Origin of the sequence: Streptomyces sp. NPDC093221 (genome assembly GCF_044753885.1) — a bacterium.
Taxonomy (GTDB): Bacteria; Actinomycetota; Actinomycetes; order Streptomycetales; family Streptomycetaceae; genus Actinacidiphila.
The window spans coordinates 735,680-753,371 of sequence record NZ_JBIVOA010000003.1; the positions used below are offsets into that span (position 1 = coordinate 735,680).

The following is a 17,692-nucleotide window of genomic DNA, read 5'->3' on the forward strand; positions in this document are numbered from 1 at the left end:
GGCACGGGACCGGCGGACGACACGAGACGGTCGGACGGCACGGGACGGTCAGATGGCGCGAGACGGTCAGATGGCGCGAGGCCGTCCGACAGCGCCGGACCCGCCGCCGTGGAGCCGGTGCCTCCCGGACTCCTCGTCGTCGGCGACGTCGTCACCGACGTGGTGGCGCGGCACGCGCGGCCCCTCGCCGCCGACACCGACACCGCCGCCCGGATCGCGGTGCGGCCGGGCGGCGCGGGGGCCAACGTGGCCTGCTGGGCGGCCGGTCGGGGCGCGCGGGTGCGGCTGCTGGCCCGCGCGGGCGCCGACTCCGCCGACTGGCACCGCGCCGCGCTGGAGGCCGCGGGCGTGGAGCCGGTACTGCGGGTCGACGACGAGGCGCCGACGGCCGTGGTGATCGCCCTGGTCGACGCGGCGGCCGAACGGACCCTGGTCACCGACAGCGGCGCCGCCTTCCGGCTCGGCCCCGCCGACTGGGACGACGCGCTGCTGGACGGCATGGGGCACGTCCACCTCTCCGGCTATCTCTACTTCTCCGAGTGGGGACGCGAGTTGGCGGCCGTGGTCACCGAGGCGGCGCGCGCCCGGTCGCTGCCGGTGAGCGTCGATCCGGCCTCCGCCGGTTTCCTGCGCGAGGCGGGCGTGGCCCGTTTCCTGGCCGACGTGGCAGGTACGGATCTGCTGCTGCCCAACGACGCGGAGGCGGCGCTGCTGTCCGGTGTGCCCGAACCGGCCCGCGCGGCGGCCGAGTTGAGCGCGGCGCGCGGCGGCGGCACGGTCGTGGTCACCCTCGGCGCGGGCGGCGCGCTGGCCGCCGTGGACGGCGAGGTGACGGTACGGGTGCCCTGCGTCCCGGCCGTCGCGGTGGACACCACGGGCGCCGGAGACGCCTTCACCGGCGGCCTGTTGGCCGCCCGTCTCGCGGGCGCGGACCTCGCCGCGTCGCTCGCGGCGGGCTGCCGCACCGGAGCGGAGGCGGTGACCGTGGTCGGCGGGCGGCCGGAGACGTAATGGCGGCCGTCGGACCGCGCCCCCGCCGTCACGTCGCGGACCGCCCGACCGGCGCCGTCAGATGGCGTCCCACGGCGCGGACTCGTACAACTCCCCCACCCGCGCCAGGAGTTCGGACCGCGTGGGCAGCGGAACGCCGTCGATCTCCGAAATGACCGCCGTGCCGCGCGAGTTGGCCAGGAATGCGCCGTCGTACGACCCCACGTCGGTGAGCCGCAGCGGGCGGCGGTCCTGCGGGATACCGGCCCGTACGAGTTCACGCTCCAGGATCTGGAGGGTGATGCCGCGCAGATGCGGGGCGGCGTCCGGCCAGACGACGGTGTCGCCGTCGATGAAGCCGACGTTGGTGATGGCGCCCTCGGCGATCTCGCCGCCGGGACCGGCCAACAGCGCCTCGTCGTACCCCTCGGCGGCCACCTGGCGGCCGAAGTACGCCTGCCCGAAGCCGCCGACGTGCTTGAGGTGGGCGGCCGGGCGCTGGTAGGGCACCGACTTGAGGCGCTTGAGGCCGGGTTCGACACCGGCGGGCGGGCGGACGGCGACCATGACGGCGACCGGCTCGTCGGCGCCCTCCACCGGCTGGAAGACGTTGACCCGCACGGAGGCGTCCGCGCGCCCCGACCCGGCCAGCGCGTGCCGTACGTGCGCCCGAACGCGCTCGCCGTCCAGGCCCGCGCCGAACAGCTCCCGCGTGGCGGCGTCGAGGCGTTCGACGTGGAACGCCAGGCCGCGCACCTTTCCGCCGCGTACCTGCATCGCCGTGAAGTGGCCGTAGCCGCCGAGCGCGGGCGCGATGGCCTCCACCGTCGCGGCCCGGCCGTCGATCTCGATGAACGGTGATTGCGTCATGACCTCACCCTAGGCACGCCCGCCCTTCCGGCACACAGGCCCGTCAGCCGGCCAGCGCGGCCGTCAGGTCCAGCTCGACCAACTGCGCGGTGAAGCCGAGCTGTGCCACCCCGAGCAGGGTGCTCGCGGTGTCGAAGGCGCCGCCCAGCGGCGAGGCGTTCAGCGCGTCCCACACCGTGGACAGCGTCTCGCGGTCGTCGCTCACCACGTAGATGACCGAGCGCACGACGTCGCCCGGCCCGGCGCCGACGGCTTCGAGCGCCGTCAGGGCGTTGGCGGCCACCTGGCGGGCCTGGGCGGCGTAGTCGCCGCGGCCGACGATCCGGCCCTCGGCGTCGAGCGGGCACTGACCGGCGAGGTAGGCGGTCCGCCCGGCCTCGACGACGGTGATGTGGTGGTAGCCGGGGGTCTGGTGGAGGGCGGGAGGATTGACGCGGGTGATGTGGGCGCTCATGGGTGGTGAGTCTGCCGGGGCGCGAGGGCCTGGGCCCACTCGTTTTCGGCTCCCGGACCGCGCGGGCGGCTCGGGCGGTCCGGGAGTCCGGGCAGCCCGGCCACCGGAGATTTGGCCGGGGGCCGTCGCGGTGTCGGTGGGGGGTGGAATCATGTGCCGCAGCGGACGGGCCCGGCATCCGTGGTGACACGCGCATCGGCCGCATCGGGATCGGCATCGGAATCGGAATCGGCGGGAGACGGGGAGCCATGGACGCGGACGGGGGTGTCGGACAGGAAGAGGCGGGTGCGCGGCAGGCGCCGGTCGGCAAGCAGGCGCGGAAGGTGTCCGGCCAGGCCGCAAAGCTCGTCGCCTCGGCTCGTACGGTCACCGCGGACCACACACGGGTGCGCGCGGACGTGCAGGCCGCGCTGGTCCCGCTGCGGGAGGTACGGGTCCGCCGCGAGCTGGACGGCATCCCGGTCGCCCGGCTCAAGGACGTCACCGAGGGCAGGCTGCGCCTCGGCGCCATGGAACAGGCCGGGTACGACACGGTCGGCAAGGTCTACGGCGCCCGGTCGTACGAGCTGCGGCTGGTCCCCGGCGTGGGCGCGCAGAGCGCCGACCAGGCCATAGCGGCGGCGCGCCAGATCGCGTCGGCGGCCGAGGAGCACGTGGCCGTCCGTATCGATCCGGCCGACCGGGACGACCCGGACACCACCGCCCTGGTGATGGCGCTCAACCGGCTGGTCAACGCGGGTCCCGAGATTCCGCGGGCCGTGGAGACCGCCGCGCGCGTGGACGCCGAGCTGACACCGCTGCTGGCCGCCGCCCGCCCGGCGGGCGCCCGGCTGCGGATGCTGCTGGCGGGCAGGCTCGGGCGGCTGCGCGCGCAGGACGCCGTGCGGCGGATCGAGGAGCTGCTGGCGGAGCACACCGCCGACGGCACCGGGCTGCTGCTGACCCAGGCGAGCACCGACCTGCTGCGCCCGGCGGCGCCCGCCGCCGAGGCGTGGCTGGACTTCGAGGTCAGGCCGTCGGAGTACACCGTCCTGCTCGCGGAGATCGCCGAACTCGCCCCGGACATCGACGCGGCGGAAGGCTTCCTGCCGTCGTCGGTCTCCGAGCGGGTGCGCGGACAGCGTCTTGACGACACGCACCGCCGGGTGTCGCTGCGCGGCTACCAGGCGTTCGGCGCGCGCTTCGCGCTGGCCCAGCGGCGGGTGATCATCGGCGACGAGATGGGCCTGGGCAAGACCATCCAGGCCATCGCGGCCCTGGCCCACCTGCGGGCGGAGGGCCGTACGCACTTCCTCGTCGTCTGCCCGGCGAGCGTGCTGGTCAACTGGTCGCGGGAGATCGAGTCGCGCAGCGCCCTGGACGCGTACCGGCTGCACGGCCCGTACCGGAAAGCGGCGCTGGCGGACTGGGTGCGGGACGGCGGCGTGGCCGTCACCACGTACGACGCGCTGAGTTCGCTGGACGTGCCCGAGGGGGTGCCGCTGGGGATGCTCGTCGTGGACGAGGCGCACTACGTGAAGAACCCGGACACGCGCAGGTCGCGGACCGTCGCGCTGTGGACGGCCAGGACCGACCGCGTGCTGTTCCTGACCGGCACCCCGATGGAGAACCGCGTCGAGGAATTCCGCAGTCTGGTGCACCACCTCCAGCCCGATCTGCTCCCCCACATCCGGCACAGCGACGCGGTCGCGGGCTCGCAGGCGTTCCGCAGGGCCGTCGCCCCGGCCTATCTGCGCCGCAATCAGCAGGACGTGCTCACCGAACTGCCGGAGCTGGCGCAGTCCGACGAGTGGGAGGAGTTCAGCCGTACGGATCTGGCCGCCTACCGGACGGCGGTCGCGGAGGGGAACTTCATGGCGATGCGGCGCGCCGCCTACGCGGCGCCCCATCGTTCGGCGAAGCTCCAGCGGCTGCGCGAACTGGTGAAGGAGGCCGAGGAGAACGAGCTGAAGGTCGTCGTCTTCTCCTTCTTCCGCGACGTGCTGACCACCGTGCACGACGCGCTCGGCCCGGCCGCCTTCGGCCCGCTGACCGGCGCGGTCGCCGCCACCGAGCGCCAGGAGATGGTCGACGCCTTCGCGGCGGTGCCCGGCCACGCGGTGCTGCTCAGCCAGATCCAGGCGGGCGGCACCGGGCTGAACATGCAGGCCGCATCGGTGGTGATCCTCTGCGAGCCGCAGGTCAAGCCGACCCTGGAGGCCCAGGCCATCGGGCGCGCCCACCGCATGGGCCAGATCCGCCACGTGCGCGTGCACCGGCTGCTGATCGCCGACAGCGTCGACCAGCGCATGCTCGACATCCTCGGCACCAAGCAGGTGCTCTTCGACGCCTACGCGCGCCGCAGCGACCTCGCGGAGTCGACTCCCGACGCGGTCGACATCTCGGAGCAGTCGCTCGCGCGGCGGATCGTGGAGGAGGAGCAGATGAGGCTGTCCCTCACCAAGTGACGGGGGCGCGCGGCGTGGCGCCGTAGAGGGCGCCCGAGGAAGCCGGGGGCCGAGGGGGGCGAGCGTCGCCGGGAGGCCGAGCCCGCCGGGGGCCGGGAGGCGCGGGGGGCCGGGGGCCGTAAATCGGGTTCGTCGTGCCGGACCTCTGCGGTACCGTGATCAGGTCCTGTTGTCTCCGATAGAGGTGGACGTTGCGCATCTGAGGTCCGCGATCATCGCGCGGTACGGCCTTCGCTTCGCCGTATACGCGTCACGTGGCAGTCGGCGTTCCCGCCGCGCCGTGACGTCCGCGCAGATGCGACCTCGGTGCCCCGGGCCGTCCGTCACCTCACGGAGGCCCGCACCCTCCCGCTGTCCGGCCAGGTCGCCGCGTGGTGCTCGCATACGAAGCCCCCCGTCCACCGCGCTTTCGACTGCGAGACCCACCATGGCCCATCCCACCGCCACCCCGCCCGGCGCGTCCCTGACCTGCTCGGGGCTGTCCTTCCAGTGGCCGGACGGCACGCCCGTGTTCGACGGCCTGTCCCTGACCATCGGCCGCGGCCGGACCGGGCTCGTCGGCGCCAACGGCACCGGCAAGTCCACGCTGCTGCGGCTGCTCTCCGGCGAACTGCGCCCCGCGCGGGGCTCGGTGAGCGTCGGCGGCACCCTCACCTGCCTGCCGCAGAACATCACACTCGACACCGGCCTCCGCGTCGACCAGGCGCTCGGCATCGCCGAGCGGCGGGCCGCCCTGCGCGCGATCGAGGCCGGTGACGTGGACGAGGAGCACTTCGAGACGGTCGGCGACGACTGGGACGTCGAGGAGCGGGCGCTGGCGACGCTCGGCACGCTCGGTCTCGGCGGCATCGGCCTCGACCGGGCCGTCGGCGAGATGTCCGGCGGCGAGACCGTACTGCTGCGGCTGGCCGCGCTCCTGCTGGAGCGCCCCGATGTGCTGCTGCTCGACGAGCCCACCAACAATCTGGACCTGGTGGCCAGGCGGCGGCTCTACGAGGCCGTCGACTCCTGGCGCTCCGGCGTGCTGGTCGTGGTCAGCCACGACCGTGAACTGCTGGAGCGCGTGGACCGGATCGCCGAACTGCGGACGGGTTCCGTGAACTGGTACGGCGGCGGCTGGTCGGCGTACCAGGAGGCACTGGCCGCGCAACAGGAGGCAGCCGGACGGACGTTGCGGGCCGCGGAGGCCGATGTGCGGCGGCAGAAGCGGGAGTTGGAGGAGGCGCAGATCAAGGTGGCCAGGCGCCAGAAGCAGGACAAGAAGCTGGACGCGCAGCGGCGGGCGCCGCGGATCGTCGCGGGCGAGAAGAAGCGGTCGGCGCAGGAGTCGGCGGGCAGGCTCCGCGGCGTGCACGAGGACCGGCTCGACGAGGCGCGCGAGCGGCGCGAGGAGGCCGCGGACGCGGTCCGTGACGACGCCGAGATCCGGGTCGACCTCCCCCACACCGCCGTGCCCGCCGGCCGTACGGTCCTGAGCCTGCGCGCACTGCGCCCCCGGTACGGCCGGCTGCTCGACGGCACCTTCGAGCTACGCGGCCCCGAGCGCGTCGCGCTGGTCGGACGCAACGGGGCGGGGAAGACCACGCTGCTGCGCACCCTCGCCGGTGAGCTGGCGCCGCTGTCCGGCGAGGCGGTCGGACACGTACCGCTGCGGTTCCTGCCGCAGCGACTCGACGTGCTGGACGAGGAGTTGAGCGTCGCGGCGAATGTGGCCCGGCGGGCGCCCGGCGTCACCGACAACCACATCCGTTCCCAGCTCGCGCGGTTCCTCTTCAAGGGCGCGCGGGCCGAGCAGCGCGCGGGCACCCTCTCCGGCGGCGAACGCTTCCGCGCCGCGCTCGCCGCGACGATGCTCGCCGCTCCCGCGCCCCAACTCCTCATGCTGGACGAGCCCACCAACAACCTCGACCTGGCCAGCCTGCGTCAACTCACCGGCGCCCTGGACTCCTTCGAGGGCGCCCTGCTCGTCGCCAGCCACGATCTGCCGTTCCTGGAGTCGATCGGCGTGACGCGCTGGCTCCTCGTCACGGACGAGCTCCAGGAGACCACCGCGGAGGAGGTCCGGGGACTGCTCGGAGCGGCCGAGGCGTAGGGACGGGCACCAACCGGGACGAGACCCGCAAACCCCGAGCCCGGAAACCCTGAGGCTGCCGAGGTCGCTGACAGCCTTGACGTACCTCGGACCGGGAAGCCGACCGGGGCGCCGCCCGCTCAGGGCTGGATGTTCTCCAGGTCCTCCAGGAGACCGGGGTGCTTCGGCTCCCAGCCGAGCACCTTGCGGGTGTGGGCGCTGGACGAGGGCTGGTCGGCCGCGAAGATCGGGCCGAGAGTGCCGTACGTCTGGGCGGGCACGGACTCGACCGGCAGGTTCAGCCGGCGGCCGATGACCGCGGCGATGTCCCGGACCTGATCGCCCTCGTCGGCCACGGCGTGCCAGGCGGTCCCGGCCTCCGCACCTTCCAGCGCGAGCCGGAAGAGCACCGCCGCGTCGAGCGCGTGCACGGCGGGCCAGCGCTGGGTGCCGTCGCCCGGGTAGCCGGAGACGCCGCTCTGGCGCGCGATGTGGGTCAGCAGACCGGCGAAGCCGCCCGCGCCCTCGTTGTGGACCGTACGCGGCAGGCGCACGGCCGAACTCCTGACCCCGCGCGAGGCCAGGTCCAGGACCGCCGTGACCGCCCGACCGCGACCGCCGACGGGTCCCTCGGTCGGGACCGGGTCGCTCTCGACGGAGGCGCGGCCCGGCACGTAGGGCGTGCCGGAGGCGGTGACGAAGGGGCGGTCGCTGCCGACCAGCGCCTCGCCGAGGGCCGCGAGGGCGGCGGTCTCCTCGGCGACCGCGTTCGCGACCGCTTCGGCGCTGCTGAAGTCGTTGGCGAACGCCAGGTGGACCACCCCGTCGGCGCGCCCGGCGCCGGTACGCAGGGCGTCCAGGTCGGCGAGATCTCCCCTGATCGCCTCGGCCCCGGCCGCCTCCGCGGCTCGCACGGACGCGTCGGAACGGGTGAGTGCGAGGACGGTGTGGCCGTTGCCGAGCAGTTCGGCGACGACGGCGGAGCCGATCAGACCGGTGCCGCCGGTGACGAAGACGCGCATGGAAACACTCCCACAAGTGACGGGACTCTTGTCCCATCACCGTAACAGACTGATGGGACAAGAGTCCCGTCAGATAGGATGACCTCATGAGCCGGTGGGAACCAGGGGCGCGCGAACGCCTCGTCGTGGCCGCCGTCGACCTGTTCACCGAGCAGGGGTACGACGCCACGACCGTCACGCAGATCGCCGAGCGTGCCGGGGTCACCAAGAGCACCTTCTTCCGGCACTTCCCCGACAAGCGCGAGCTGCTGGTCGCGGGGCAGGAGACGCTGAGCCGGCTGCTGGCCGAGGGAATCGCCGAGGCGCCCGCGGACGCCAGCCCGCTGGAGGCGGTCGCCGCCGGTCTCGCGCGCGCCTCGACCGCGATGGGCCCCATGAACCGCGACTTCGCCCCCCGCCTCAAGGCGGCCGTCGCCGCCAGCGCCGAGCTCCAGGAACGTGACGCGCTCAAGAGCGTCAGCCTCGCCAACGCGATGACCAGCGCCCTGGCGGCGCGCGGGATTCCCGGTCCGACCGCCGCTCTCGCGGGCGAACTCGGCCTCCTCGCCTTCAAGCGGGGTTACGCGGTCTGGTCCGAGGGCGACCGCGACGCCGGGGACGACCTGGGCGGGCACCTCGTCACGGCCCTCGATGAGCTGCGCGCGGCGAGCGCGTCGCTGGGCTGAACCGGAGACAGAATAGACAGCATGCGGTCACTTGCCCGCGCCGACCGCGTTCATGTGGATCTGAGCGGTCTGGACGTTCTCGTCGGGGTTGTCGAGCGGGATGTTGATGGTCGCGCCGACGCTCGTGGAGTGGGTCTCGTTGGGCGGCGTGACGGTCATCGTGGTGAAGGTGTAGCCGCTGCCGCCGCTGTTGTTGAACGGGTAGTACAGGACGGCTTCGGTGCGCTCGCCGGGAGCCAGCGTGACGGTGGGCACCTCGCTGCCGGGGCGGCGGGCGACGTTCACGGTGTCCGTGCCGCTCTTCAGGTCGATGCCCGCGAAGCCGTGCATCGTGCAGGAGCCGGAGCCGGTGTTCTTGAAGTGGATCAGCTCCATGCCCTCGCCCGAGATGCCGTGCTCGGCCGAGATGGCCAGGTTCGAGGTCTTGCACATGGCGCCGGCCGCCGACCCGCCGTTCGAGGAGCCGCCGTTCGAGGAGCCGCTGTTCGAGGAGCCGCCGTTCGACGACCCGGAGCCTCCGGTCGTACCGCCGGAACCGCCGCTCGAGCCGCTGTCGGAACCGCTGCTGGAGCCGTTACCGGAACCACCGGAGGAGCTGTCCTGGCCGGGCGCGGCACTGGGCGACGACGTGGCGCCGGGGGCACTGGGCGACGCCGTCGTACCGGAGGCGCTGGAGTCGTCGGGGCCACAGGCCGTGAGCGACATTCCGGCGGCCACGACGACGAGGGCGAGAACCGAGAGCCTCTTGCTGCTGCGCATTGCTACTCCGTAAGTCGGGTGCCGGCCCGCCCGTCGCGGACCTTCTGCGCTGATGGAGGCACCCGGCAGGGGCGGCGGTTGCGCGGGGAATCCCACCGGGACGCCCCCGTGACACGCGAGAAGCATGATCAAGACAGACGGAATGCGGTCGTCGCATCCGTCACACGAATCCCCGGCGGCCCGGTGGGCACGTCGCCGCACCGGGCCGGTGGTCACTCGTCGTAGGTGATGTTCCCGTGCTCGTCCATCGTGGGGTGGATCTTCGACGGGCCGTACGGGTCGACGTCGGAGGGGCGGGGCGGCTCGGGGCCGTCGGCGCCGACCCGGATCAGCCGCGCGACGCGGGCCACGGAGAAATGCCGGCCGCCGACCTCGAGTTCGTTCGCCCGGCCGGCGGCGCGGAACTCCTCGGCGGCGCGGGCGTAGTCGGCTTCCTCGTCCGCGTCCAGCTCGTACATCCGGGGCCACATGGTGGTCAGCGCGTCGGCCAGGGCCCGGCGGGCGGCGTGCGGGGTGGCCAGGATGTTGATGGCCGGTTCCCAGCCGACGTCCGTCCGCTCGACCACCCGGAACGCCGCCGGGAGCAGGACGACTCCCGGATGCGTCCGCAGCGCGGAGCGCGAGTCGGCCCGTACGTCGGCGGGGTAGCGGAGGCTGCGGTAGTGCAGGTCGCGCAGCGCGAGGCGTTCGGCGCTCGCCATCACCCCGGTCGCGGCGGCGTGGTCGATGACGACGTCGCCGTCCAGCTCGGGGTCCGCGGCGCGGTCGTCCCAGTCCAGGACCGCGGGATCGGGGTCGGTGGGGCGCGGCGGCTCGACCTTGCCGTCGTGGGTGTAGAAGAACTCGTCGCCGCGGACGACCCGGTAGCGGGTCCCGGCCACGGTCAGCTCGTCGAGGGGTTCCGACTCCAGGCGGTCGACCGCCGACAGCAGCTCCCGGCGCAGCGCCGGGTCGTCGGTGTCCTCCTTGGCCCGGAACCAGAGGCGGGAGTTGAGGGCGTCGCGCGACGCCTGGGGGAAGCCGTCCGTCATGGGGGTCAGCAACCGCCATCCGACGTCGCCCGGTGCGCACGCCGCCAGGGCGAAGAGCGGGCCGCGGACGATGTAGTGCCCGTACCGCTGCGCGGCGTCTCTGCGGTCTGCCTCGGCGGCCAATTCGACGGGGTGGCCGCCTAGTTGGACGTTCATGATCAGGTTCTCTGACGCTGTGGGTTCGTCCCCGCTCATGGAGCCATTGTCCCCACACCCGAGCGGCGGCTGTCAGCGAATTGCCTGATACCGCACACCACACGTACGCGACATCGTTGTCAGCAGGGGGCTGAAAAAGGCCGCCCGAAGGCGGCCTTGTCAGGAAAACCATGGGTGTCCGAGGGGGGACTTGAACCCCCACGCCCGATAAAGGGCACTAGCACCTCAAGCTAGCGCGTCTGCCATTCCGCCACCCGGACGGGGTGTGGCACCGCGACCCGCCGGGTCGTGGTGACGGGGTCAACGATACCAAGGATTCGGAGTGCTTCTCACCTGGGATTGCGGCGGGCGGTCCGGCCGGGTGCGGGGCCCGGACGGACGCTGCGGAGCAGGTGGGGGCGGGTGGGGGCTCAGGTGGCGATGCCGATGGCCTGCTTGACGGTGGCGGGGTCGGAGAGGGCGTGGAGCATGAAGTGGGCGACGTCGGCGCGGGAGGCGAGGGCGCCGCCCCGGAGGTTCTGGTCGACGGCGGTGCGGTAGGTGGTGGAGAGCGGCTTGTCGGTGAGGCGGGGCGGACGGACGGAGGTCCAGTCGAGGCCGCTGTCGCGGAGGATGTCCTCCATGAGGGCGAGGTCGGCGAAGTGCTTGCCCAGGAAGAGCTTGCCCATGGGGGCGCCGACATAGCGCATGAGGGGGCCCTCGCCCGGGTCGTGCTTGGGCGGGTTCGGACGGCCGGGCGACGGGGTGGTGGAGACCGGCGCGGCGCTGACGACGACGATCCGGCGGGCGCCGGTGGCCTGCATGGCCTCGACGATGGCGCGGGTGCCGACCGAGGTGATGCCGGTCTGGGCCCGTGAGCTGGGGCCGAACGCGGACAGGACGCCGTCGGCGCCCTCGACCGCGCCGCGCAGCGCGTCGGCGTCGGGGTGGGTGAGGTCGGCGGTGACGGAGTGGACGTCCCTGGTGAGTCGCGCCGGATTGCGGACGACGGCCGTCACGTCGTGTCCCGCGTCGACCGCCTGATCGACCAGGAGCCGGCCGATCCCCCCGGTCGCCGCGAAGATCGTGAGCTTCATGTGGTGGCTCCCTGTGTGTGCGTGTGCTGTGCCAGGTTCAACGCGGCGCCCCACCACCGGGTTTCGGGGTGCGGGCGCCGGGCACTTGACGCACGGTCAGGAGCGGCCGTTCACGGGGCCGGTCAGGAACCGTTGTTCGGGGCCTGCTTCGGACGGGCGGCGATGGCACGGTGGTGCCGTACGACCTCGTCGATGATGAAGTTGAGGAACTTCTCGGCGAAGGCGGGATCGAGCTTGGCGTCCTCCGCGAGGCGGCGCAGCCGGGCGATCTGGTCGGCCTCGCGGGCCGGGTCGGCGGCCGGGAGGTGGTGTGCGGCCTTCAGCTCACCGACCTGCTGGGTGCACTTGAAGCGCTCGGCGAGCAGGTGCACCAGCGCCGCGTCCAGGTTGTCGATGCTGCCGCGCAGGGCGCGGAGTCTTTCCAACGCCTCCTCGTCGCTCACCAGTGAGTGCTCGGCGGTCGGCTGGTCGCTCATCTCGGTCTGCCATCCTGGTCGGTCCGTGGTGCTCGGCGGCGAGTTCCCGATCACCCTACCTATGTCACTCTTGAGGCATGGGACGGGTCACCGAGCGGCGCCGCGTACTGCGGATCAGGGACGGCGTGGCGGGGCACCGCGCGGACACGCTGGTGGCCGAGGAGCCGCTGGAGATCCGGCTGAACGGCAAGCCGCTCGCCATCACGATGCGCACACCCGGCGACGACTTCGCGCTGGCCACCGGCTTCCTGGTCAGCGAGGGCGTGCTCGCCGCGGCCGACGACGTCAGGTCGGTGGTGTACTGCGCGGGCGCCACCGCGGACGGCGTGAACACGTACAACGTCGTGGACGTCCAGCTCGCGCCCGGTGTCCCGCTTCCGGACATCTCGCTGGAGCGGAACGTTTATACGACGTCGTCGTGCGGGCTGTGCGGCAAGGCCAGCCTGGACGCGGTGCGTACGGCGACGCGGCTGCCGATCACCGATCCGGACTCCCCCAGGCTCACCCCGGCGCTGCTGTCCTCGCTGCCCGACCGGCTGCGCGCCGCGCAGGCCGTCTTCGACCGCACCGGTGGGCTGCACGCCGCCGCCCTCTTCGACGAGCACGGCGAGCTGCTGGACGCGCGGGAGGACGTGGGGCGGCACAATGCGGTGGACAAGCTGGTCGGCCGGGCGCTGCGCGAGGGCCGGCTGCCGCTGGCGGGACACATCCTCATGGTCTCGGGCCGCGCCTCGTTCGAACTGGCGCAGAAGGCCGTGATGGCGGGCATCCCCGTACTGGCCGCCGTCTCCGCCCCCTCCTCGCTCGCCGTCGATCTGGCCGCGGAGTCCGGTCTCACCCTCGTCGGCTTCCTGCGCGGCAACTCCATGAACGTGTACGCGGGCGAGTCCCGTATCGCGCTCGCGGCGGAGCACACCGGGTGACCGAGTAATCGGGTCATCGGGTCACCGGCTCATCGGGTGATCCGCTGAACAGGGCCGTCAGCGGCCGACGTCCCCGTCGTACCGCTCGCGGATGATGTCGGCATGGCCCGCGTGCCGCGCCGTCTCCTCGATCATGTGGACCAGCACCCAGCGCAGGGACGGCGGCGGGGTCTCGCGCAGGGAGCGGGCGCCGGGGCGTTCGAGGTCGGCGCAGGCGGCGACGGTCTCGTTGCTGCGCAGGGCGGCGGCGCGGTAGGCGGCGATCAGTTCGGCGCCGCTCTCGTCGTCGGACGGCGGGATCTCGTCGTCCCGCAGCGGGAGGTCGGCGCCCTCGTAGGCCCAGACGAACCAGTTGAACTCGACGGCCGTGAGGTGCTTGACCAGGCCGAGGAGGCTGGTGCCCGAGGTGACGCCCGGCGCCTTCGCGACCTCGTCCGGCACGCCTTCCGCCTTGGCGACGACGGCCTCCCGCAGATAGTCGAGGAAGCTCAGCAGCGTCGTCGGCTCATCCGCGTTCAGCCCCGGCGGGCGCAGGTCGCCGCGGAGCGGCGGCGGGTCCGGCTGGTCGCGTGGCGTCGTCGTCCTGGTCATCGCGCCACGCTACCTCCGGGTCGGGCCGGCGTGCCCAGCGTTTCGCGATCACCGCGCAGACCATGAGCTGCATCTGGTGGAAGAGCATCAGCGGCAGTACGGCGAGCCCGGCGCCGGACCCGAACAGCACGGTGGCCATGGGCAGTCCGGACGCCAGGCTCTTCTTGGACCCGGCGAAGACGATGGTGATCCGGTCGGCCCGGTCGAAGCCGAGGCGGCGCGCGCCGAAGGAGGTGAGACCGAGCATCAGGGCGAGCAGCACCGCCTCCAGGACGAGCAGTTCCGCCAGCCGCGGCACCGGGACCTTGTGCCAGATGCCCTCGGCCATGCCCGCGCTGAAGGCGGTGTAGACGACCAGCAGGATCGACCCGCGGTCGACGTAGCCGAGCACCTTGCGGTGCCGGATGAGGAAGCCGTTGATCCAGCGGCGCAGCACCTGCCCGGCGACGAAGGGCGCGAGCAGTTGGAGGGAGATGTCGAGCAGCGCGTGCGCGTCGACGCCGGAGTCGCCGCCGATGAGGGCCGCGGCCAGCAGCGGGGTGAGGACGATCCCGGCGAGGCTGGAGAAGGACCCGGCGCAGATGGCGGCGGCGACGTTGCCGCGGGCGATCGAGGTGAACGCGATCGAGGACTGGATGGTGGACGGCAGCAGGCACAGGAAGAGGAAGCCGGGGTAGAGCTGCGGCGCCAGGACGTACGGGACCAGGCCGCGGGCGGCCAGGCCCAGCAGCGGGAAGGCGACGAAGGTGGCGGCGAGCACGGTGAGGTGCAGCCGCCAGTGGCGCAGCCCGGTCAGCGCCTCGCCGGTGGACAGCCGGGCGCCGTAGAGGAAGAAGAGCAGCGCGACCGCGCCGTTGCTGGCGTGGTTCGCGGTGTGCGCGGCGGTCCCGGTCGCGGGCAGCAGCGCGGCGAAGGCGACGGTGGCGAGCAGGGCCGCGATGTACGGGTCGACGGGCAGCCGCCTGAGCAGCCCCGACCGCTTCGGGGCCCGCGGCGCGGTGTCCGTCGCGGCGGGCCGCGGCGCGGTATCTGTCACGGCCTGCGGCGCGGAGTCCGTCACGGCGGCCTGCGGCGCGGTGTCTGGCGGGTCCTGCGGCGCGGTATCTGATGGCACCGCTCCAGCATCGTCGGGGCGTCGGCGATCGGGAAGCCCGGTTGCCGTACTCACTGTCATCACGGAACGCGATAGCCGGACTAGACTGGCGGGCATGTTCGATCCCGTGCAGCTGCGGACCTTCCTCGCCGTGGCGCAGACGCTGAGCTTCACGCAGGCCGCGCAGCGGCTGGGGCTGCGGCAGTCCACGGTGAGCCAGCATGTGCGTCGCCTGGAGGAGGCGGCGGGCTGCCGGCTCTTCGCCCGCGACACCCACGGCGTGGAGCTGACCGAGGACGGCGAGGCGATGCTCGGCTTCGCCCGGACGATCCTGGAGGCGAACGAGCGCGCGGCCGGTTTCTTCACCGGCACCCGGCTGCGCGGACGGCTGCGCTTCGGCGTCTCGGAGGACTTCGTGCTGACCCGGCTGCCGGAGATCCTGGAGGGATTCAGGCGCGAGCACCCCGAGGTCGACCTGGAGCTGACCGTCGAACTGTCCGGCACCCTCCACCAGTGGCTCGACGCGGGACGGCTCGACCTGTGCCTGGCCAAGCGGCAGGGGCCGAACGGCCCCGGACGGCTCGTGTGGCGCGACAAGCTGGTGTGGATCGGCGGCGAGCGGCTGCGCCTGGACCCGGACCGTCCGGTGCCGCTGATCGCCTTCCCTCCGCCCGGCATCACCCGCGCCCGCGCGCTGGAGGTACTGGAGCGCGACGGGCGGCCCTGGCGGGTGGCGTGCACCAGCGCCTCGCTCAGCGGTCTGGTCGCGGCGGCCCGCGCGGGCCTCGGCGTGATGGCGCACGCGCAGGGCCTGGTGCCCGCCGGGCTGGTACGGCTGCCCGCCCGGTCCGGGCTGCCGGAACTGGGCGCGGTGGACTTCGTCCTGCTGCACGGGCGGCGGCAGGCCCGCGCCCAGGACGCGGCCGACGCGCTGGCCGCGGCGATCCTCGCGGGCGGCGACCGGCTGCACAAGCCGCTGTCCTGACCAGGCGCGGGGCGCACGGGGCCCCTGGGACAGTGGAGCGCCAGTGACCGGTCGGCGCAGATTTGGTGGAGATAAAAGTACGGCGGCGGAAGCATCGGAAACGGCCGCGTGGGCACGACTCCCTTGTGAGACGCGGTCATACGCCCGCCACCAGCACAGATGTCCGATAACACGGGTCTGCCACGGCCCTCCCGCCCGTGCGGCGGATCGGATAGCTTACGGGCCCCGCACTGTGCGGTATGAGGAGAGCACCCGTTGCGCGAGTTCACCGTCCCCCCCATGGCCACGACGCCACAGGCCGGAGGTTTGGCGGATGCCGTGTTCGGCAACGCACGGCAGGCCCCCGACAAGGTGGTGTTCGGCCGCGCGGACGAGGACGGCGTCTGGCAGGACGTGACGACGAGCGAATTCCGCGACCAGGTGCTCGCGGTGGCCAAGGGGCTGCTGGCCGAGGGCGTACGGTTCGGCGACCGGGTCGCGATCATGTCCCGTACCCGGTACGAGTGGACGCTGTTCGACTTCGCGCTGTGGGCGATCGGCGCCCAGTCCGTACCGGTCTATCCGACCTCCTCCTCCGAGCAGGTGCGGTGGATGCTGCACGACTCGGGCGCGGTGGCGGCGGTCGTGGAGCACGAGGACCACGCCATGACGATCGGCGCGGCCGTGGACGAACTGCCCGCGCTGACCCGGCTGTGGCAGCTCGACTCCGACTGCGTGACCGAACTGTCCGAGGCCGGGCGGCAGATCGGCGACGACGTCGTGGAGCGGCACCGCCTCGCCGTCACACCCGACGCCGTCGCCACCGTCATCTACACCTCGGGCACCACCGGGCGTCCCAAGGGCTGTGTCCTCACGCACGCCAACTTCATGGCGGAGACCGAGAACGTGGTGGCCCGCTGGGAGCCGGTCTTCCGGAGCAAGCCGGGCGAGGAGCCGTCCACACTGCTCTTCCTGCCGCTGGCGCACGTCTTCGGCCGCATGGTGGAGGTCGCCGCGGTACGGCACCGGATCCGCCTCGGCCACCAGCCGAGCATGACGGCCGCCGAACTCATCCCGAGCCTCGCCGCCTTCCGGCCGACGTTCGTCCTGGCCGTGCCGTACGTCTTCGAGAAGGTCTACCAGGGCGCGCGCCGCAAGGCGGAGGCGGGCGGCAGGCTCGGGCCGTTCGAGAAGGCGGTCGATGTCGCGGTGCGGTACGCGGAGGCGGTGGAGGCGCGGGCCTTCGGCACCGGGCCAGGTCCGAGTACGGGTCTGCGGATGCAGCACCAGCTCTACGAGAAGCTGGTCTACAGCAAGGTCCGCGACGCGCTCGGCGGCCGGGTGCGGCACGGTATCTCGGGCGGCTCGGCGATGGACCGGCGGCTCGGCCTGTTCTTCTCCGGCGCGGGCGTCACGATCTACGAGGGCTACGGCCTGACCGAGACGACGGCCGCCGCGACCGCGAACCCGCCGGAGCAGACGCGTTTCGGCACCGTCGGCCAGCCGGTGCCCGGCACCACCGTGGCCATCGCCGACGACGGCGAGATCTGGCTGAGCGGCGGCCAGGTCTTCCACGGCTACCTCAACAACGCCAAGGCCACCGAGGAAGTGCTGCGGGACGGCTGGCTCGCCACCGGGGACCTGGGCGCGCTCGACGAGGACGGTTATCTGACGATCACCGGCCGCAAGAAGGAGATCCTGGTGACCAGCGGCGGCAAGAGCGTGTCGCCGGTCGCGCTGGAGGAGCGGGTGCGGGCGCACCCGCTGGTCGCGCAGTGCGTGGCCGTGGGCAACAACCGGCCCTTCGTCGCCGCGCTGATCACCTACGACCGGGAGGCCGTCGAGCACTGGCTGCGGATGCGCGGCAAGCCGAATCTGCCCGCCACCGAGCTGGTGCACGACCCGGACCTGGAGGCGGAGATCCGGCGGGCCGTGGTCGCCGCGAACACCCTTGTCTCGCAGTCCGAGTCGATCCGCACCTTCCGCATCCTGGCGGCGCCGTTCTCGGAGGAGCGCGGCACCTTGACGCCGTCGCTGAAGCTGAAGCGGCGGGCGATAGAGAACGCGTACGCGCGGGAGATCGAGGCGCTCTACCGGGGCTGAG

Annotated in this window: 15 protein-coding genes, 1 tRNA gene and 2 pseudogenes; 8 read left to right on the forward strand and 10 right to left on the reverse strand. The window is 73.0% G+C overall.

Annotation, left to right across the window (positions count from 1 at the left end):
* The first annotated feature begins 117 nt into the window (after positions 1–117).
* The gene (locus tag ACIQCJ_RS15060; RefSeq protein WP_402711581.1) at positions 118–1,011 is read left to right on the forward strand and encodes a carbohydrate kinase family protein; all 894 of its coding nucleotides are present in this window, start codon (positions 118–120) and stop codon (positions 1,009–1,011) included.
* Positions 1,012–1,068: 57 nt separating this feature from the next.
* Here ACIQCJ_RS15060 and ACIQCJ_RS15065 read toward each other — a convergent pair whose 3' ends face one another.
* Positions 1,069–1,860 carry an aminotransferase class IV gene (locus ACIQCJ_RS15065; RefSeq protein ID WP_402711582.1) on the reverse strand — a complete coding sequence of 264 codons (792 nt, stop codon included), beginning with the start codon at positions 1,858–1,860 and terminating at the stop codon, positions 1,069–1,071.
* Positions 1,861–1,903: 43 nt separating this feature from the next.
* The gene (locus tag ACIQCJ_RS15070; protein WP_391051369.1) at positions 1,904–2,314 is read right to left on the reverse strand and encodes a Rid family hydrolase; all 411 of its coding nucleotides are present in this window, start codon (positions 2,312–2,314) and stop codon (positions 1,904–1,906) included.
* Positions 2,315–2,562: 248 nt separating this feature from the next.
* Between ACIQCJ_RS15070 and ACIQCJ_RS15075 the strand changes: the two genes are divergently transcribed.
* From ACIQCJ_RS15075 to ACIQCJ_RS15085, 3 genes and pseudogenes are all read left to right on the forward strand, one after another.
* Positions 2,563–4,761, forward strand: a complete 2,199-nt coding sequence (locus tag ACIQCJ_RS15075; RefSeq protein WP_402711583.1) for a DEAD/DEAH box helicase — start codon at positions 2,563–2,565, stop codon at positions 4,759–4,761.
* Between the two features lie 427 nt (positions 4,762–5,188).
* A pseudogene (locus tag ACIQCJ_RS15080) lies at positions 5,189–5,806 on the forward strand (ATP-binding cassette domain-containing protein); the annotation flags it as partial.
* A 405-nt stretch (positions 5,807–6,211) separates the two neighbouring features.
* A pseudogene (locus tag ACIQCJ_RS15085) lies at positions 6,212–6,671 on the forward strand (ATP-binding cassette domain-containing protein); the annotation flags it as partial.
* Positions 6,672–6,972: 301 nt separating this feature from the next.
* Here the strand turns inward: ACIQCJ_RS15085 and ACIQCJ_RS15090 are convergent.
* Positions 6,973–7,854 carry an SDR family oxidoreductase gene (locus tag ACIQCJ_RS15090; RefSeq protein ID WP_402711584.1) on the reverse strand — a complete coding sequence of 294 codons (882 nt, stop codon included), beginning with the start codon at positions 7,852–7,854 and terminating at the stop codon, positions 6,973–6,975.
* A gap of 86 nt (positions 7,855–7,940) precedes the next feature.
* Here ACIQCJ_RS15090 and ACIQCJ_RS15095 point away from each other — a divergent pair, with 86 nt between their 5' ends.
* On the forward strand, positions 7,941–8,519 hold the full coding sequence (locus ACIQCJ_RS15095; protein ID WP_391163728.1) for a TetR family transcriptional regulator: 579 nt from the start codon (positions 7,941–7,943) through the stop codon (positions 8,517–8,519).
* Between the two features lie 27 nt (positions 8,520–8,546).
* Here the strand turns inward: ACIQCJ_RS15095 and ACIQCJ_RS15100 are convergent, their stop codons facing one another.
* The 5 genes from ACIQCJ_RS15100 to ACIQCJ_RS15120 form a co-directional block, all read right to left on the reverse strand.
* A complete protein-coding gene (locus ACIQCJ_RS15100) occupies positions 8,547–9,278 on the reverse strand; it encodes a DUF4232 domain-containing protein (RefSeq protein WP_402711585.1) in 732 nt (243 codons plus the stop codon).
* A gap of 212 nt (positions 9,279–9,490) precedes the next feature.
* On the reverse strand, positions 9,491–10,504 hold the full coding sequence (locus tag ACIQCJ_RS15105; protein ID WP_402711586.1) for a DUF5954 family protein: 1,014 nt from the start codon (positions 10,502–10,504) through the stop codon (positions 9,491–9,493).
* A 136-nt stretch (positions 10,505–10,640) separates the two neighbouring features.
* Positions 10,641–10,725, reverse strand: a tRNA-Leu gene (locus ACIQCJ_RS15110).
* Between the two features lie 150 nt (positions 10,726–10,875).
* Complete coding sequence (locus tag ACIQCJ_RS15115; RefSeq protein WP_355339358.1) at positions 10,876–11,541, reverse strand: NAD(P)H-binding protein; 666 nt, start codon at positions 11,539–11,541, stop codon at positions 10,876–10,878.
* Positions 11,542–11,663: 122 nt separating this feature from the next.
* On the reverse strand, positions 11,664–12,017 hold the full coding sequence (locus ACIQCJ_RS15120; RefSeq protein WP_391119403.1) for a chorismate mutase: 354 nt from the start codon (positions 12,015–12,017) through the stop codon (positions 11,664–11,666).
* Positions 12,018–12,094: 77 nt separating this feature from the next.
* Here ACIQCJ_RS15120 and fdhD point away from each other — a divergent pair, with 77 nt between their 5' ends.
* Complete coding sequence (gene fdhD, locus ACIQCJ_RS15125) at positions 12,095–12,940, forward strand: formate dehydrogenase accessory sulfurtransferase FdhD (RefSeq protein ID WP_355339355.1); 846 nt, start codon at positions 12,095–12,097, stop codon at positions 12,938–12,940.
* A gap of 57 nt (positions 12,941–12,997) precedes the next feature.
* Here fdhD and ACIQCJ_RS15130 read toward each other — a convergent pair whose 3' ends face one another.
* A complete protein-coding gene (locus ACIQCJ_RS15130) occupies positions 12,998–13,531 on the reverse strand; it encodes a DinB family protein (protein ID WP_401719362.1) in 534 nt (177 codons plus the stop codon).
* Complete coding sequence (locus tag ACIQCJ_RS15135; protein WP_402711745.1) at positions 13,446–14,501, reverse strand: bile acid:sodium symporter family protein; 1,056 nt, start codon at positions 14,499–14,501, stop codon at positions 13,446–13,448. Before ACIQCJ_RS15135 ends, ACIQCJ_RS15130 begins: the two co-directional genes overlap by 86 nt.
* A gap of 238 nt (positions 14,502–14,739) precedes the next feature.
* Between ACIQCJ_RS15135 and ACIQCJ_RS15140 the strand changes: the two genes are divergently transcribed.
* Positions 14,740–15,609, forward strand: coding sequence for a LysR substrate-binding domain-containing protein (locus tag ACIQCJ_RS15140; RefSeq protein ID WP_401719365.1), 870 nt, complete (start codon positions 14,740–14,742; stop codon positions 15,607–15,609).
* A 255-nt stretch (positions 15,610–15,864) separates the two neighbouring features.
* Complete coding sequence (locus tag ACIQCJ_RS15145; protein ID WP_401311415.1) at positions 15,865–17,691, forward strand: AMP-dependent synthetase/ligase; 1,827 nt, start codon at positions 15,865–15,867, stop codon at positions 17,689–17,691.
* Position 17,692: the final 1 nt, after the last annotated feature.

What these genes read in the sequence shown, in the direction of transcription:
- ACIQCJ_RS15065 (WP_402711582.1), bottom strand. Translation starts at nt 1,860, where the DNA reads ATGACGCAATCACCGTTCATCGAGATCGACGGCCGGGCCGCGACGGTG.
- ACIQCJ_RS15070 (WP_391051369.1), bottom strand. Translation starts at nt 2,314, where the DNA reads ATGAGCGCCCACATCACCCGCGTCAATCCTCCCGCCCTCCACCAGACC.
- ACIQCJ_RS15075 (WP_402711583.1), top strand. Translation starts at nt 2,563, where the DNA reads ATGGACGCGGACGGGGGTGTCGGACAGGAAGAGGCGGGTGCGCGGCAG.
- ACIQCJ_RS15090 (WP_402711584.1), bottom strand. Translation starts at nt 7,854, where the DNA reads ATGCGCGTCTTCGTCACCGGCGGCACCGGTCTGATCGGCTCCGCCGTC.
- ACIQCJ_RS15095 (WP_391163728.1), top strand. Translation starts at nt 7,941, where the DNA reads ATGAGCCGGTGGGAACCAGGGGCGCGCGAACGCCTCGTCGTGGCCGCC.
- ACIQCJ_RS15100 (WP_402711585.1), bottom strand. Translation starts at nt 9,278, where the DNA reads ATGCGCAGCAGCAAGAGGCTCTCGGTTCTCGCCCTCGTCGTCGTGGCC.
- ACIQCJ_RS15105 (WP_402711586.1), bottom strand. Translation starts at nt 10,504, where the DNA reads ATGAGCGGGGACGAACCCACAGCGTCAGAGAACCTGATCATGAACGTC.
- ACIQCJ_RS15115 (WP_355339358.1), bottom strand. Translation starts at nt 11,541, where the DNA reads ATGAAGCTCACGATCTTCGCGGCGACCGGGGGGATCGGCCGGCTCCTG.
- ACIQCJ_RS15120 (WP_391119403.1), bottom strand. Translation starts at nt 12,017, where the DNA reads ATGAGCGACCAGCCGACCGCCGAGCACTCACTGGTGAGCGACGAGGAG.
- fdhD (WP_355339355.1), top strand. Translation starts at nt 12,095, where the DNA reads ATGGGACGGGTCACCGAGCGGCGCCGCGTACTGCGGATCAGGGACGGC.
- ACIQCJ_RS15130 (WP_401719362.1), bottom strand. Translation starts at nt 13,531, where the DNA reads ATGACCAGGACGACGACGCCACGCGACCAGCCGGACCCGCCGCCGCTC.
- ACIQCJ_RS15140 (WP_401719365.1), top strand. Translation starts at nt 14,740, where the DNA reads ATGTTCGATCCCGTGCAGCTGCGGACCTTCCTCGCCGTGGCGCAGACG.